Annotated in this window: 9 protein-coding genes, 4 tRNA genes, 3 rRNA genes and 1 riboswitch; of the genes, 13 read left to right on the forward strand and 3 right to left on the reverse strand. The window is 51.9% G+C overall.

Features of this window, described 5'->3' with window-relative positions:
- The first annotated feature begins 54 nt into the window (after nt 1-54).
- Nucleotides 55-972 (forward strand): DNA-binding transcriptional regulator OxyR, encoded by a 918-nt coding sequence (gene oxyR, locus LK04_RS19680; protein WP_039336511.1) that lies wholly within the window; start codon nt 55-57, stop codon nt 970-972.
- Here oxyR and sthA read toward each other — a convergent pair.
- Nucleotides 955-2,355 (reverse strand): Si-specific NAD(P)(+) transhydrogenase, encoded by a 1,401-nt coding sequence (gene sthA, locus LK04_RS19685; RefSeq protein WP_021506825.1) that lies wholly within the window; start codon nt 2,353-2,355, stop codon nt 955-957. The two genes, oxyR and sthA, sit on opposite strands and share 18 nt — an antisense overlap.
- 193 nt (nt 2,356-2,548) lie before the next feature.
- Between sthA and fabR the strand changes: the two genes are divergently transcribed.
- Together fabR and LK04_RS19695 are read left to right on the forward strand one after the other, a co-directional pair.
- Nucleotides 2,549-3,193, forward strand: coding sequence for an HTH-type transcriptional repressor FabR (fabR, locus tag LK04_RS19690; RefSeq protein WP_039336513.1), 645 nt, complete (start codon nt 2,549-2,551; stop codon nt 3,191-3,193).
- An 18-nt stretch (nt 3,194-3,211) separates the two neighbouring features.
- Entirely contained in the window at nt 3,212-3,568 is a 357-nt protein-coding gene (locus LK04_RS19695) for a YijD family membrane protein (RefSeq protein WP_039336515.1), read from the forward strand.
- Between the two features lie 36 nt (nt 3,569-3,604).
- Here LK04_RS19695 and trmA read toward each other — a convergent pair whose 3' ends face one another.
- Nucleotides 3,605-4,708, reverse strand: coding sequence for a tRNA (uridine(54)-C5)-methyltransferase TrmA (trmA, locus tag LK04_RS19700; RefSeq protein ID WP_039336517.1), 1,104 nt, complete (start codon nt 4,706-4,708; stop codon nt 3,605-3,607).
- Nucleotides 4,709-4,807: 99 nt separating this feature from the next.
- Nucleotides 4,808-4,990: riboswitch (cobalamin riboswitch) on the forward strand.
- A gap of 69 nt (nt 4,991-5,059) precedes the next feature.
- Here trmA and btuB point away from each other — a divergent pair.
- From btuB to LK04_RS19750, 9 genes are all read left to right on the forward strand, one after another.
- On the forward strand, nt 5,060-6,931 hold the full coding sequence (gene btuB / locus LK04_RS19705) for a TonB-dependent vitamin B12 receptor BtuB (RefSeq protein WP_039336519.1): 1,872 nt from the start codon (nt 5,060-5,062) through the stop codon (nt 6,929-6,931).
- Complete coding sequence (gene murI / locus LK04_RS19710) at nt 6,876-7,727, forward strand: glutamate racemase (protein WP_039336521.1); 852 nt, start codon at nt 6,876-6,878, stop codon at nt 7,725-7,727. Before btuB ends, murI begins: the two co-directional genes overlap by 56 nt.
- Nucleotides 7,728-8,123: 396 nt before the next feature.
- Nucleotides 8,124-9,663, forward strand: a 16S ribosomal RNA gene (locus LK04_RS19720).
- A gap of 73 nt (nt 9,664-9,736) precedes the next feature.
- Nucleotides 9,737-9,813, forward strand: a tRNA-Ile gene (locus LK04_RS19725).
- 117 nt (nt 9,814-9,930) lie between these two features.
- Nucleotides 9,931-10,006: transfer RNA gene (locus LK04_RS19730), tRNA-Ala, on the forward strand.
- A gap of 204 nt (nt 10,007-10,210) precedes the next feature.
- A 23S ribosomal RNA gene (locus tag LK04_RS19735) occupies nt 10,211-13,116 on the forward strand.
- Nucleotides 13,117-13,344: 228 nt separating this feature from the next.
- Nucleotides 13,345-13,460: ribosomal RNA gene (rrf, locus tag LK04_RS19740) — 5S ribosomal RNA — on the forward strand.
- Together the 16S, 23S and 5S rRNA genes with 4 tRNA genes alongside form the textbook arrangement of a ribosomal RNA operon.
- 102 nt (nt 13,461-13,562) lie before the next feature.
- Nucleotides 13,563-13,639, forward strand: a tRNA-Asp gene (locus LK04_RS19745).
- A gap of 8 nt (nt 13,640-13,647) precedes the next feature.
- Nucleotides 13,648-13,723: transfer RNA gene (locus tag LK04_RS19750), tRNA-Trp, on the forward strand.
- A 118-nt stretch (nt 13,724-13,841) separates the two neighbouring features.
- On the opposite strand, the gene hdfR is transcribed toward LK04_RS19750, so the two are convergent.
- Nucleotides 13,842-14,663 carry an HTH-type transcriptional regulator HdfR gene (gene hdfR, locus LK04_RS19755; RefSeq protein WP_034820037.1) on the reverse strand — a complete coding sequence of 274 codons (822 nt, stop codon included), beginning with the start codon at nt 14,661-14,663 and terminating at the stop codon, nt 13,842-13,844.
- A gap of 121 nt (nt 14,664-14,784) precedes the next feature.
- On the opposite strand from hdfR, the gene LK04_RS19760 reads away from it, so the two are divergent.
- The gene (locus tag LK04_RS19760) at nt 14,785-15,123 is read left to right on the forward strand and encodes a DUF413 domain-containing protein (protein WP_039333392.1); all 339 of its coding nucleotides are present in this window, start codon (nt 14,785-14,787) and stop codon (nt 15,121-15,123) included.
- The last annotated feature ends 21 nt before the right edge of the window (nt 15,124-15,144 follow it).

The following is a 15,144-nucleotide window of genomic DNA, read 5'->3' on the forward strand; positions in this document are numbered from 1 at the left end:
CGTTCATTGCTATTCTATCTATCGCCACGGGCTATCGTGGTTTGGAGGATATCAATGAACATTCGTGATCTGGAGTATCTGGTTTCGCTTGCGGAGCATCGCCATTTCCGGCGTGCAGCTGACGCTTGTCATGTCAGCCAACCCACCTTAAGTGGACAGATTCGTAAGCTGGAAGATGAACTGGGTGTGATGCTGCTGGAACGTACCAGCCGTAAGGTGTTATTTACGCAGGCTGGCTTGTTGCTGGTGGACCAGGCACGAACCGTGTTGCGTGAAGTGAAAGTGCTGAAAGAGATGGCGAGCCAACAGGGTGAAGCCATGTCCGGGCCGCTGCATATTGGTTTGATTCCGACTACCGGTCCTTACTTGCTGCCGCATATCATCCCTATGCTGCACAAGACCTTCCCCAAACTCGAAATGTATCTGCATGAAGCGCAGACCCAGCAACTGCTGGCACAGCTCGACAGCGGTAAGCTGGATTGTGCCATTCTGGCGCTGGTCAAAGAGAGCGAAGCCTTCATTGAGGTACCGCTGTTCGACGAACCGATGAGACTGGCTGTCTATCAGGATCACCCGTGGCATGATCGCGATCGTGTCCCGATGTCAGATCTGGCGGGCGAAAAGCTGCTGATGCTGGAAGATGGCCACTGCTTGCGCGATCAAGCCATGGGCTTCTGCTTCGAAGCGGGTGCAGATGAAGATACCCATTTCCGCGCGACCAGTCTGGAAACACTGCGCAATATGGTCGCGGCGGGAAGCGGCATTACGCTGTTGCCCTCACTGGCGGTGCCAAATGAGCGAGTGCGTGACGGCGTGTGTTATCTGCCGTGCTATAAGCCGGTTCCACAGCGTACTATCGCACTGGTGTATCGTCCGGGTTCGCCTCTGCGCAGCCGCTATGAGCAGCTGGCAGAAGCAATTAAAACCCACATGCAGGGTTATCTGGGCACCACGTTAAAACAGGCGGTTTAACCCGTTAAGCGCGGCCACTCGGTAGGCTTCAGCCATGGTGGGATAGTTGAAGGTGGTATTCACGAAGTACTCAATCGTGTTGCCGCCGTTCTTCTGCTCCATAATGGCCTGGCCGATGTGAATAATCTCCGCGGCACGCTCGCCAAAGCAGTGAATCCCCAAAATCTCTTTGGTTTCGCGATGGAACAGGATTTTCAGGCTGCCCACGTGCATGCCGACAATCTGTGCGCGCGCCAGATGTTTAAACTGCGCGCGACCCACTTCATATGGCACTTTCATCGCGGTGAGCTGTTGCTCGGTTTTACCCACTGAACTGATCTCCGGAATGGTGTAAATCCCGGTAGGAATGTCTTCGATCAGATGCGCAGTGGCTTCGCCTTTGATGATGGCTTGCGCCGCAATACGGCCCTGATCGTACGCCGCTGAAGCCAGACTTGGGTAACCAATGACATCGCCCACGGCATAGATGTGTGGCTGTGCAGTCTGGTACATGCTGTTCACTTTCAACAGACCACGACCATCGGCTTCGAGGCCAACATTTTCCAGCGCCAGCGAATCCGTGTTACCGGTTCGGCCATTCGCGTACAGCAGGCAATCTGCTTTCACTTTTTTGCCTGACTTTAGGTGCATGATCACGCCATCACTCACCCCTTCAATCTTCTCGAACTCTTCGTTGTGACGAATCACAACGCCGCTGTTCCAGAAGTGGTAGGAGAGCGAATCTGACATTTCCTGATCGAGGAACGCCAGTAAACGATCGCGGGTGTTGATCAGATCGACTTTGACGTTGAGCCCACGGAAGATCGACGCGTATTCGCAACCAATCACACCGGCGCCGTAAATAATCACATGGCCAGGTTCATGATGCAGATTAAGGATGGAGTCGGAGTCGTAAATGCGTGGGTGGGTAAAGTCGACGTCTGCTGGATGGTACGGGCGTGAACCGCAGGCAATCACGAATTTTTCTGCGGTTAAGCGTTCGCGGGTGCCATCCGGTTGCTCAACCTCAATGGTGTTGGCGTCGACAAAATGGGCATCGCCCTGATAAAGCTCACACCGGTTGCGCTCGTAAAAACCCTGACGCATCGCCGTTTGTTGGCTGATAACGTTTTCAGTGTGATTCAGAATGTCAGCAAATGAAGAACGCAGGAGTCGGGTGTGATCGCTATAAAGGGGGTTTTGATTGAACTCAATAATACGGCTGACAGCGTGACGCAAGGCTTTAGAAGGGATGGTTCCCCAGTGAGTACAACCGCCGCCGATGTTATGGTAGCGTTCGATCACTGCAATGCGCGCTCCCTGCTTTACCAGGCCCATTGCCGCACCTTCGCCGCCTGGACCGGAGCCAATCACAATGGCATCGTAATCGTAAGACTTTTGCATACCAGTACGTCCTATTTTTCTATCACATTTTTACAACGAGATTCTAACATCTCGCCGCGCACTTCTGAATTCTATCAGCGAAAATTGCCCAGTTTTGACAAAGCGTGAGGTTCACAGACGCTCACAAGTTTGCGCCACTGTACGCTGAAAAGTTTGTTATAGTGCCTGCAAGATCACTCAAAAGGCCGGGAACATGGGCGTCAGGGCGCAACAGAAAGAACGTACACGACGCTCACTGATTGAAGCAGCCTTCAGTCAGTTAAGTGCAGAAAGGAGTTTTGCCAGCCTGAGTTTGCGTGAAGTCGCGCGTGAAGCCGGGATTGCACCTACTTCATTTTATCGTCACTTCAAAGATGTGGATGAGTTGGGTCTCACCATGGTCGATGAAAGTGGCTTGATGCTACGCCAGTTGATGCGCCAGGCGCGTCAGCGCATCGCGAAAGGCGGCAGCATCATCAAGACTTCCGTCTCCACTTTTATGGAATTCATCGGGAACAATCCCAATGCTTTTCGTCTCTTATTACGTGAACGCTCCGGAACCTCGGCGGCGTTTCGTGCCGCGGTCGCTCGTGAAATTCAGCACTTTATTGCTGAACTGGCCGATTATCTTGAGCTGGAAAATCGCATGCCGCGCAGTTTCACTGAAGCTCAGGCTGAAGCGATGGTCACCATCGTGTTTAGTGCAGGTGCTGAAGCGTTGGATGTGGATATCGAACAGCGTCGCAAGCTGGAAGATCGCCTGGTGCTGCAATTACGCATGATCGCCAAAGGTGCTTATTACTGGTATCGCCGGGAGCAGGAACGTCTGGCGGTCACCCTGGAAAAAACCGAAGAGTAATGTGATAAGGATAATGAAATGATTGAGCAAAACCCTCGCGATAAAGGAACGTTGTTACTGGCTTTTATCACCGGTTTAGCGATCAACGGCTCCTTTTCGGTGCTGTTTAGTACTTTTGTACCCTTTTCGATTTTCCCGTTGATTGCTCTGGGCCTGGCGGCCTGGTGCCTGCATCAACGTTATCTGAACCGCAACATGCCGGACGGTATGCCTTCACTGGCTGCGGCGTTTTTCCTGCTGGGCATTCTGGTGTATAGCGCGCTGGTGCGTGCTGAATATCCGGATATCGGCTCCAACTTTATCCCGACCATTCTGATGGTGGCGTTGGTGTTCTGGATTGCCACTCGCTTCCGCCGCGCGAAGAATAAAAGCTAAAAACAACAACGGGAACCACAGGGTTCCCGTTTTGTTTTACGCTTTGCGCGTCAGCCAGACACCGCATTCCATATGATGGGTGTAAGGGAACTGGTCGAACAGTGCCAGGCGCGAAATCTCGTGGGTCTCACCCAGCGTTGCCAGGTTATCGCACAGCGTTTGTGGGTTGCAGGAGATATAAAGGATGCTTGGATAGGCCTGCACCATTTTCACCGTTTCCTCATCCAGCCCGCTGCGTGGTGGATCGACAAAAATGGTTTCGCACTCATAACTCGTCAGATCGATGCCTTCTAAACGGTTAAAACTGCGCACGCCATTCATCGCCTGAGTAAACTCTTCCGCCGCCATACGAATGATCTGCACATTATCAATGTGGTTGGCCGCAATGTTGTACTGCGCTGAGGCCACTGATGGCTTGGCAATTTCCGTCGCCAGTACGCGGCGGAAGTTACGCGCCAGTGCCAGCGAGAAGTTGCCGTTTCCGCAATACAGTTCCAGCAGATCGCCACGCGAACCTTGGGTGACGTCCAACGCCCACTCCAGCATCTGAATGTTCATGGCCGCATTGGGCTGAGTGAAGCTGTTTTCTACCTGGCGATAAATCATCTCTTTTCCTGCCACCGGCAGGCATTCATCGACGTAGTCGCGATCGAGGCAGATTTTGGTCTTGGTTGCGCGTCCAATCAGCTGTAAGTCAATACCTTCGGCGCGCAGTGTGTCGCGCAGTACGGTCGCGGCTTCGGTCCAGTCTGCTTCGAGCTTGCGGTGGTATAACAGCGAAATCACGATCTGATTGCTCATCGTCGACAGGTAGTCGATCTGGAACAATTTAAAACGCAGCGCCGGGTTATCACGGATCGCCTCGATCAGTTTTGGCATCAGCTGGTTGATCAGTTCGCTGGCGGCAGGGAATTGATCCACACGAATGCGCTGCTTGGTTTCTTGATCAAAGATGATGTGATAGAGATCGTCACCCTCGTGCCAGATGCGGAATTCTGCGCGCATGCGATAGTGGCTGACCGGTGAGCGGAACACCTCCACGTCAGGCGCGGCAAAGGGCGCCATCATCGCCTGTAAACGGCTGACTTTCTCTGCCAGTTGCGCGTCGTATTGTTCAATCGGGAGCTGTTCGGGTGTCATCTTCAATCCTGGTAATAAGCCTGCTTGCCGGGCGATTGTAGGCATTCACCTGCTGATGTCCAGTTCTGTGAGAGGAAGATGGCTTTCAGGCCTTCTTAACCTTAGACTGCGACAGCCGGCCTCCTTGAGTTAAAAGGGAATCCAGTGCAAATCTGGAGCTGACGCGCAGCGGTAAATGAATGTCGTGGTGATCGCATCGATAAACACTGTCCTACGGGATGGGAAGTTTTTCACCATTTATGATTCTCAGCCCGAAGACCTGCCGGTGTGACGTCGCAACTACTACGATCATCGCGTGCTATCGATCGTGGGCCTGCGGCATCCTGCTTCGTCTTTTGGATGCTTACAAAAATGAATAAAAGCAAAACCACGCTGTTTGCCTTCAGTGCAACGGCGCTTTCACTCTGGGCTGCATATGGATACGCTCAGGATGATGATACGCAAATCGTGACCGCTAACCGTTTCGCCCAGCCGGTGTCTTCAGTGCTGGCTCCCACTACCGTTGTCACCCGTGATGAGATTGATCGCTGGCAGGCTAAAAGCCTCACTGATGTTATGCGGCGCTTACCTGGCGTGGATATCGCGCAGAACGGTGGCCTTGGCCAATCCAGCTCAATGTTCATCCGTGGCACAAATTCAAGCCACGTGCTGGTGCTCATTGATGGCATTCGCCTTAATCAGGCAGGTATTTCCGGTTCATCTGATTTAAGCCAAATACCGTTGTCGCTGGTGCAACGCATCGAATATATCCGTGGTGCACGTTCTGCGGTGTATGGTTCTGATGCGATTGGTGGCGTGGTTAACATTATTACCGGTCGTGATAAACCGGGTACTACCTTGACCGCGGGGATGGGTTCAAAAGGCTACCAAAGCTACGACGGTTCTACGCAGCAAATGCTGGGCGATGCCACTAAGCTGACCATGGCAGGTAACTATACTTACACCAAGGGCTATGATGTGGTGGCCAATCTGCCTGATGTTTACGGCGATCCGGCACAGAAAGACCGCGACGGCTTTATGAGTAAGACGCTGTATGGGTCGTTAGAGCATCAGTTTAACGATCAATTTAGCGGGTTTGTCCGTGGCTATGGCTTCGATAATCGTACTGCTTACGACGGCTATCCGACTTACGTTGAACCCAACACCTTTGTTGATACTCGCCAGCTTTACAGCCAAACCTGGGATACCGGTTTGCGCTTCAATCAGGGCATCTATTCATCCCAGTTAATTGCCAGTTACAGCCATACCAAGGACTACAACTACAGCCCGCAGCTCGGTAAATATGATGCGACGGCGTCATTAGATGATGTGCAGCAATATAACCTGCAGTGGGGCAATACCGTTCAGGTAGGGCACGGAGCGGTGAGTGGAGGCGTGGACTGGCAGAAACAAACTTCTGAACCCGGCACTAACTCCACTATTGAAGGTCAGGAGCAACGTAATACCGGTATTTATGCGACCGCGCAGCAGCAGTTTGGTAGTGTCACGCTGGAAGGTGCCGTACGTGGTGATGACAATAATGCTTTTGGCTGGCACAACACCTGGCAGAGCAGCGCTTCATGGGCGTTTGTTGACGGCTACAGTGTGTTTGCTTCTTATGGTACGGCCTTTAAATCGCCAAACCTGGGGCAGCTTTACAGCCAGACTTATGGCAACCCGGATCTGAAGCCAGAAAAAAGCAAGCAGTGGGAAGGTGGGTTTGAAGGTCTGACCGGGCCAGTCAACTGGCGTGTATCGGGTTATCGTAATGACATCGACAATCTAATCGATAGCGACCCAAGCACTTACGTTTATTACAACATCAACAAAGCGCGTATCAAAGGTGTCGAAGCTACAGCGTCCTTCGACACTGGCCCATTGAGTCATCAGATCTCTTATGACTATGTTGATGCGCGCAATGCTGAAACCAACCAACAGCTGGTACGCCGTGCTAAGCAGCAGGTGAAATATCAACTCGACTGGACGATCTACGATTTTGACTGGTCCATTACCTATCATTATCTGGGCGACCGTTACGACACCGACTATAACCACTCCTACACCGCGCAGCGCGTAAAATTGGGTGGAGTAAGTTTATGGGATCTTGCAGTGTCGTATCCGGTCACATCACAGCTCACCGTTCGTGGTAGAATTGCCAACCTGTTCGATAAAGACTACGAGACAGTGTATGGCTATCAAACTCCAGGAACGGAGTATTACCTCAGCGCCAGCTACAGCTTCTGATCTGCGTCCCACCGTGCTGGTGTTTGACTCCGGCGTCGGTGGGCTCTCCGTCTATGATGAGGTCCGGCAATTGTTGCCAGACCTTCACTATTTGTACGCCTTCGATAATGAAGGTTTCCCGTACGGCGAAAAAAGCGAAGACTTTATTGTCGATCGTGTCGTTGCGGTTGTTCACGCTATCACCCAACGCTTCCCGCTGGCACTAGTGATTATCGCCTGTAACTCCGCCAGTACCGTTTCTTTACCGGCACTGCGAGAGCGCTTCGAATTTCCCGTTGTCGGTGTGGTCCCGGCCATCAAACCTGCTGCACGCCTGACACGTAATGGTGTTGTAGGACTGCTGGCAACACGTGGCACGGTAAAACGCCCCTACACCCACGAGCTGGTGGCGCAGTTCGCACGTGAATGCAAAATCGAAATGCTGGGATCTGCGGAATTAGTAGAACTGGCAGAAGCCAAGCTGCATGGCGAAGAGGTGGAACTGTCTGATGTGCGCCGCGCTGTACAACCTTGGCTACGAATGAAAGAACCGCCTGACACGGTGGTTTTGGGATGCACCCACTTCCCTCTATTACGTGATGAACTACAAATGGTGTTACCAGAAGGCACGCGATTAGTGGATTCAGGAGCGGCAATTGCGCGCCGAACCGTATGGCTACTTGAGCATGAAGCACCGCATGCGGTTTCTTCTGGCCAGAATATGGCGTTCTGTACGCGCATGGATGATGAGGTGATGCAATTATCACCGGTTTTACAGCGTTATGGCTTCCCGCTGCTGGAAAAACTGGCGATTTAGTGGGGTTTCGATGAAAAAAACAACACTCAGAATTTAATTTGCATTTAGCGCTTGTCAGCCCAAAAGAAATCCCTATACTGCGCCTCCACTGACACGGAACAACGGTTTACGAAGTGATGTGTTCAGGAGGTGGTCTTCAAGGCAACCTTCAGAAAAGCAAAAATAAATGCTTGACTGAGAATGCGGAAAGCGTAATATACGCATCCCGCGCCGCTAGAGAAATCGCGGCACCGCTCTTTAACAATTTATCAGACAATCTGTGTGGGCACTCGCAGGATTGATATCAACGTCTCCGGACGTAAAAAATATCAAGTCTCACGAGTGAACACATAATGAAATTCATTATGACGTTTTACAGATGAGCATCGCTGAACTGGTTTCAGCAAATCAAACTTTAAATTGAAGAGTTTGATCATGGCTCAGATTGAACGCTGGCGGCAGGCCTAACACATGCAAGTCGAACGGTAGCACAGAGAGCTTGCTCTCGGGTGACGAGTGGCGGACGGGTGAGTAATGCCTGGGAAACTGCCTGATGGAGGGGGATAACTACTGGAAACGGTAGCTAATACCGCATAACGTCTTCGGACCAAAGTGGGGGACCTTCGGGCCTCACACCATCGGATGTGCCCAGGTGGGATTAGCTAGTAGGTGGGGTAATGGCTCACCTAGGCGACGATCCCTAGCTGGTCTGAGAGGATGACCAGCCACACTGGAACTGAGACACGGTCCAGACTCCTACGGGAGGCAGCAGTGGGGAATATTGCACAATGGGCGCAAGCCTGATGCAGCCATGCCGCGTGTATGAAGAAGGCCTTCGGGTTGTAAAGTACTTTCAGCGGGGAGGAAGGCGGTGAAGTTAATAGCTTCATCGATTGACGTTACCCGCAGAAGAAGCACCGGCTAACTCCGTGCCAGCAGCCGCGGTAATACGGAGGGTGCAAGCGTTAATCGGAATTACTGGGCGTAAAGCGCACGCAGGCGGTCTGTCAAGTCGGATGTGAAATCCCCGGGCTTAACCTGGGAACTGCATTCGAAACTGGCAGGCTAGAGTCTTGTAGAGGGGGGTAGAATTCCAGGTGTAGCGGTGAAATGCGTAGAGATCTGGAGGAATACCGGTGGCGAAGGCGGCCCCCTGGACAAAGACTGACGCTCAGGTGCGAAAGCGTGGGGAGCAAACAGGATTAGATACCCTGGTAGTCCACGCCGTAAACGATGTCGACTTGGAGGTTGTTCCCTTGAGGAGTGGCTTCCGGAGCTAACGCGTTAAGTCGACCGCCTGGGGAGTACGGCCGCAAGGTTAAAACTCAAATGAATTGACGGGGGCCCGCACAAGCGGTGGAGCATGTGGTTTAATTCGATGCAACGCGAAGAACCTTACCTACTCTTGACATCCAGAGAACTTAGCAGAGATGCTTTGGTGCCTTCGGGAACTCTGAGACAGGTGCTGCATGGCTGTCGTCAGCTCGTGTTGTGAAATGTTGGGTTAAGTCCCGCAACGAGCGCAACCCTTATCCTTTGTTGCCAGCGGTTCGGCCGGGAACTCAAAGGAGACTGCCAGTGATAAACTGGAGGAAGGTGGGGATGACGTCAAGTCATCATGGCCCTTACGAGTAGGGCTACACACGTGCTACAATGGCGCATACAAAGAGAAGCGACCTCGCGAGAGCAAGCGGACCTCATAAAGTGCGTCGTAGTCCGGATTGGAGTCTGCAACTCGACTCCATGAAGTCGGAATCGCTAGTAATCGTAGATCAGAATGCTACGGTGAATACGTTCCCGGGCCTTGTACACACCGCCCGTCACACCATGGGAGTGGGTTGCAAAAGAAGTAGGTAGCTTAACCTTCGGGAGGGCGCTTACCACTTTGTGATTCATGACTGGGGTGAAGTCGTAACAAGGTAACCGTAGGGGAACCTGCGGTTGGATCACCTCCTTACCTGAAGATACCTTCCCGCGAAGTGCTCACACAGATTGTCTGATGAAATTAAAGAAGAGCGTAAAACGCCTGCAGGCTTGTAGCTCAGGTGGTTAGAGCGCACCCCTGATAAGGGTGAGGTCGGTGGTTCAAGTCCACTCAGGCCTACCAAATTCTTCCGATTTCCGCGTTGTGCCGACGGCTCGCATACATTACGTATGCTTCGCATCGACACGCCTTGAACTCGAAAGAATTCTCCTGGTAAGCAGCGTTTTGCACAAACTCTATGGGGCTATAGCTCAGCTGGGAGAGCGCCTGCCTTGCACGCAGGAGGTCAGCGGTTCGATCCCGCTTAGCTCCACCATCAACGAACCCCACGTTGATAACTAACTTCCGAATGCATTTTTAAGTGCATTGCGAAGTTATTGCTCTTTAACAATCCGGAACAAGCTGAAAATTGAAACGACGTGTCGGTTCATTTCTCCGTAATAAGAAATGAATGATGACATGTTCGAGTCTCTCAAATGCTTGCAGCTTGCATGCGTTGTAAAACGCCTGTGGGTTGTGAGGTTAAGCGACTAAGCGTACACGGTGGATGCCCTGGCAGTCAGAGGCGATGAAGGACGTGCTAATCTGCGTAAAGCGTCGGTAAGGTGATATGAACCGCTACAGCCGACGATGTCCGAATGGGGAAACCCGGTGCACTCTGTGCATCATCGTAACATGAATACATAGTGTTACGAGGCGAACCTGGGGAACTGAAACATCTAAGTACCCAGAGGAAAAGAAATCAACCGAGATTCCCCCAGTAGCGGCGAGCGAACGGGGAGCAGCCCAGAACCTGAATCAGCTGGTGTGTTAGTGGAAGCGTCTGGAAAGTCGCAGGGTACAGGGTGATACTCCCGTACACAAAAGCACACCTTCTGTGAGTTCGAAGAGTAGGGCGGGACACGTGGTATCCTGTCTGAATATGGGGGGACCATCCTCCAAGGCTAAATACTCCTGACTGACCGATAGTGAACCAGTACCGTGAGGGAAAGGCGAAAAGAACCCCGGCGAGGGGAGTGAAACAGAACCTGAAACCGTGTACGTACAAGCAGTGGGAGCCTACTTGTTAGGTGACTGCGTACCTTTTGTATAATGGGTCAGCGACTTATATTCTGTAGCAAGGTTAACCGTATAGGGGAGCCGCAGGGAAACCGAGTCTTAACTGGGCGTTAAGTTGCAGGGTATAGACCCGAAACCCGGTGATCTAGCCATGGGCAGGTTGAAGGTTGGGTAACACTAACTGGAGGACCGAACCGACTAATGTTGAAAAATTAGCGGATGACTTGTGGCTGGGGGTGAAAGGCCAATCAAACCGGGAGATAGCTGGTTCTCCCCGAAAGCTATTTAGGTAGCGCCTCGTGAACTCATCTTCGGGGGTAGAGCACTGTTTCGGCTAGGGGGCCATCCCGGCTTACCAACCCGATGCAAACTGCGAATACCGAAGAATGTTATCACGGGAGACACACGGCGGGTGCTAACGTCCGTCGTGAAGAGGGAAACAACCCAGACCGCCAGCTAAGGTCCCAAAGTCATGGTTAAGTGGGAAACGATGTGGGAAGGCACAGACAGCCAGGATGTTGGCTTAGAAGCAGCCATCATTTAAAGAAAGCGTAATAGCTCACTGGTCGAGTCGGCCTGCGCGGAAGATGTAACGGGGCTAAACCATGCACCGAAGCTGCGGCAGCGACGCTTAGGCGTTGTTGGGTAGGGGAGCGTTCTGTAAGCCGTTGAAGGTGGCCTGTGAGGGCTGCTGGAGGTATCAGAAGTGCGAATGCTGACATAAGTAACGATAAAGCGGGTGAAAAGCCCGCTCGCCGGAAGACCAAGGGTTCCTGTTCAACGTTAATCGGAGCAGGGTGAGTCGACCCCTAAGGCGAGGCTGAAAAGCGTAGTCGATGGGAAGCAGGTTAATATTCCTGCACTTGGTGTTACTGCGAAGGGGGGACGGAGAAGGCTAGGTTATCCGGGCGACGGTTGTCCCGGTTTAAGCATGTAGGCGGGAGTTTTAGGTAAATCCGGAACTCTTTTAACGCTGAGGTGTGATGACGAGTCACTACGGTGATGAAGTAACTGATGCCCTGCTTCCAGGAAAAGCCTCTAAGCTCCAGGTAACACGAAATCGTACCCCAAACCGACACAGGTGGTCAGGTAGAGAATACCAAGGCGCTTGAGAGAACTCGGGTGAAGGAACTAGGCAAAATGGTGCCGTAACTTCGGGAGAAGGCACGCTGTCGGTAGGTGAAGTCCCTCGCGGACGGAGCTGAAGGCAGTCGAAGATACCAGCTGGCTGCAACTGTTTATTAAAAACACAGCACTGTGCAAACACGAAAGTGGACGTATACGGTGTGACGCCTGCCCGGTGCCGGAAGGTTAATTGATGGGGTTATCCGCAAGGAGAAGCTCTTGATCGAAGCCCCGGTAAACGGCGGCCGTAACTATAACGGTCCTAAGGTAGCGAAATTCCTTGTCGGGTAAGTTCCGACCTGCACGAATGGCGTAATGATGGCCAGGCTGTCTCCACCCGAGACTCAGTGAAATTGAAATCGCTGTGAAGATGCAGTGTACCCGCGGCAAGACGGAAAGACCCCGTGAACCTTTACTATAGCTTGACACTGAACATTGAGCCTTGATGTGTAGGATAGGTGGGAGGCTTTGAAGCGTGGACGCCAGTCTGCGTGGAGCCATCCTTGAAATACCACCCTTTAATGTTTGATGTTCTAACGTAGACCCGTAATCCGGGTTGCGGACAGTGTCTGGTGGGTAGTTTGACTGGGGCGGTCTCCTCCCAAAGAGTAACGGAGGAGCACGAAGGTTGGCTAATCCTGGTCGGACATCAGGAGGTTAGTGCAATGGCATAAGCCAGCTTGACTGCGAGAGTGACGGCTCGAGCAGGTGCGAAAGCAGGTCATAGTGATCCGGTGGTTCTGAATGGAAGGGCCATCGCTCAACGGATAAAAGGTACTCCGGGGATAACAGGCTGATACCGCCCAAGAGTTCATATCGACGGCGGTGTTTGGCACCTCGATGTCGGCTCATCACATCCTGGGGCTGAAGTAGGTCCCAAGGGTACGGCTGTTCGCCGTTTAAAGTGGTACGCGAGCTGGGTTTAGAACGTCGTGAGACAGTTCGGTCCCTATCTGCCGTGGGCGCTGGAGAATTGAGGGGGGTTGCTCCTAGTACGAGAGGACCGGAGTGAACGCACCACTGGTGTTCGGGTTGTCATGCCAATGGCATTGCCCGGTAGCTAAGTGCGGAAAAGATAAGTGCTGAAAGCATCTAAGCACGAAACTTGCCCCAAGATGAGTTCTCCCTGGGCACTTGATGCCCCTGAAGGGACGTTGAAGACGACGACGTTGATAGGCCGGATGTGTAAGTGCAGCGATGCATTGAGCTAACCGGTACTAATGACCCGTGAGGCTTAACCTTACAACGCCAGAGGCGTTTTTGAAGAGACGCAAAGTAGATTTTCAGCTTAGTTCACCGGATTTTAGATTTAGTTTTGTTCTGCGGACATGAGTCCGAAGGATTTTGCGCTGAGGCAAGGCGCCGACCGAGACGGAACGAAGGAGCATACACAAGTATGTGACTGAGTAACGCGAGAGAAGGCAACGCCGCATCAGCACAAAAGACACAGGACAGAACACCAAGAATTTGCCTGGCGGCTTTAGCGCGGTGGTCCCACCTGACCCCATGCCGAACTCAGAAGTGAAACGCCGTAGCGCCGATGGTAGTGTGGGGTCTCCCCATGCGAGAGTAGGGAACTGCCAGGCATCAAATTAAGACTCGTTATCGGGTCGTGACCTTTCAATTGACACTGAAAGGGCGAAACACCTGAAATCAGAACGTTTTTCTGACTTCAGTACAGTATCGGTGGAGCGGTAGTTCAGTTGGTTAGAATACCTGCCTGTCACGCAGGGGGTCGCGGGTTCGAGCCCCGTCCGTTCCGCCACCCTATTTAGGGGCGTAGTTCAATTGGTAGAGCACCGGTCTCCAAAACCGGGTGTTGGGGGTTCGAGTCCCTCCGCCCCTGCCAGAAAACAATCCTTTGCTTCGGCAAAGGATTTTTTTTGTCCAAAATTCAGCAATGAAACCCAAATTCAGTCATGAAAAGCGTTTGGGTTTCACTGCGATCCACCCAAACTCTCCCCCAATTACTGAGTCAATACCGGAAATTTAAGCAGTTGGCGAATATGCGCCTGTTGATCGCTATTCTGCAACCACACCGCATACAGTGGCCGTACGGCAACAGGTGTATCTGGAATAACCATCAGGTCACTATAAATGCTGTGCCAGGAGTCGGGTAAGAATGCGCAAGCACCAGTGGTGTGAAGTAATTCACGCGTCACATGCGCTGATGTTGTGGTTAATACTGGGACATCATCACTGGACAGATAACTTTCGTGCTGGTGAAAATCTGCGCCCCATTCCAGTTTGATGTAATCATATTTTTCGCGTTTTTCGGTTTTACGTGCGCGAAATAGTGCGAGTGAAATATGACCTATCTGTTGACTGGTGAGTTCATCCATTTTTGGCGCTTCGGTGGTAATTAACAGATCCAACTGACGCTCATGCAACTGCTTAACTAATAGATGCCGTTGCGCGATGCGCGCCTCAAGATGCAAACTTTCACGGTTTTCATAAAGCGTTTTTAACCAAGGGGTTAGATAGGCTTCCCACAGCGATGCGCTGGCGCCTATTGAAAGCTCGTGGTGTTGTTGTGTGTGCGAAACTTCCTTTTTGGCCATCAGCCAGGTACTCATCAAACTTTCTGCATAGGGCAATAAACGCTCACCTGCAGAAGTCAGACGGATATTATTACGATGACGCGTAAAAAGGTTAACCCCCAATTGGTTTTCCAACTGGCGAATGCGAAAACTAACGGCAGATTGCGTGAGGTAAAGCGCTTCAGCAGCACGCCCGAAATGGCGTGTTCTGCTCACTTCGAGGAAAGTTTTCAGTAATTCCGTATCCACAGCATTCTCCCAAAATTTGTTTGTCGTACTGATTTAAATGTTTTGTTTTACACTCTGTCAAGCCTATCTAATACTCCGCGCCATAAATAGCACGGCCATATGAGAGTCAGGAGCGTGTAAAATGGCGGATAGCTTCGCAACAACAAATCGTTTCTTTGATAACAAACATTACCCACGTGGTTTTTCGCGTCATGGTGATTTCACCATTAAAGAAGCTCAGCTTCTGGAACGCCACGGTTACGCCTTCAACGAACTGGACCTCGCTAAGCGCGAACCAGCGACCGATGAAGAGCGTTCGTTTTTAGAAGTATGTCGTGGTGTTCGTGAGCCGCAAACGGAAGCTGAACGCGTCTGGTCGAAATATACCGCACGCATTAAGCGTCCTAAGCGTTTCCACACCCTGTCTGGCGGCAAGCCGCAGATGGACACGGTGGAAGACTTCAGCGATAGCGATGATTAAAAATAACGGGGCCTAAAGGCC

The organism is Pantoea vagans (assembly GCF_001506165.1).
Classification (GTDB): Bacteria; Pseudomonadota; Gammaproteobacteria; order Enterobacterales; family Enterobacteriaceae; genus Pantoea; species Pantoea vagans_C.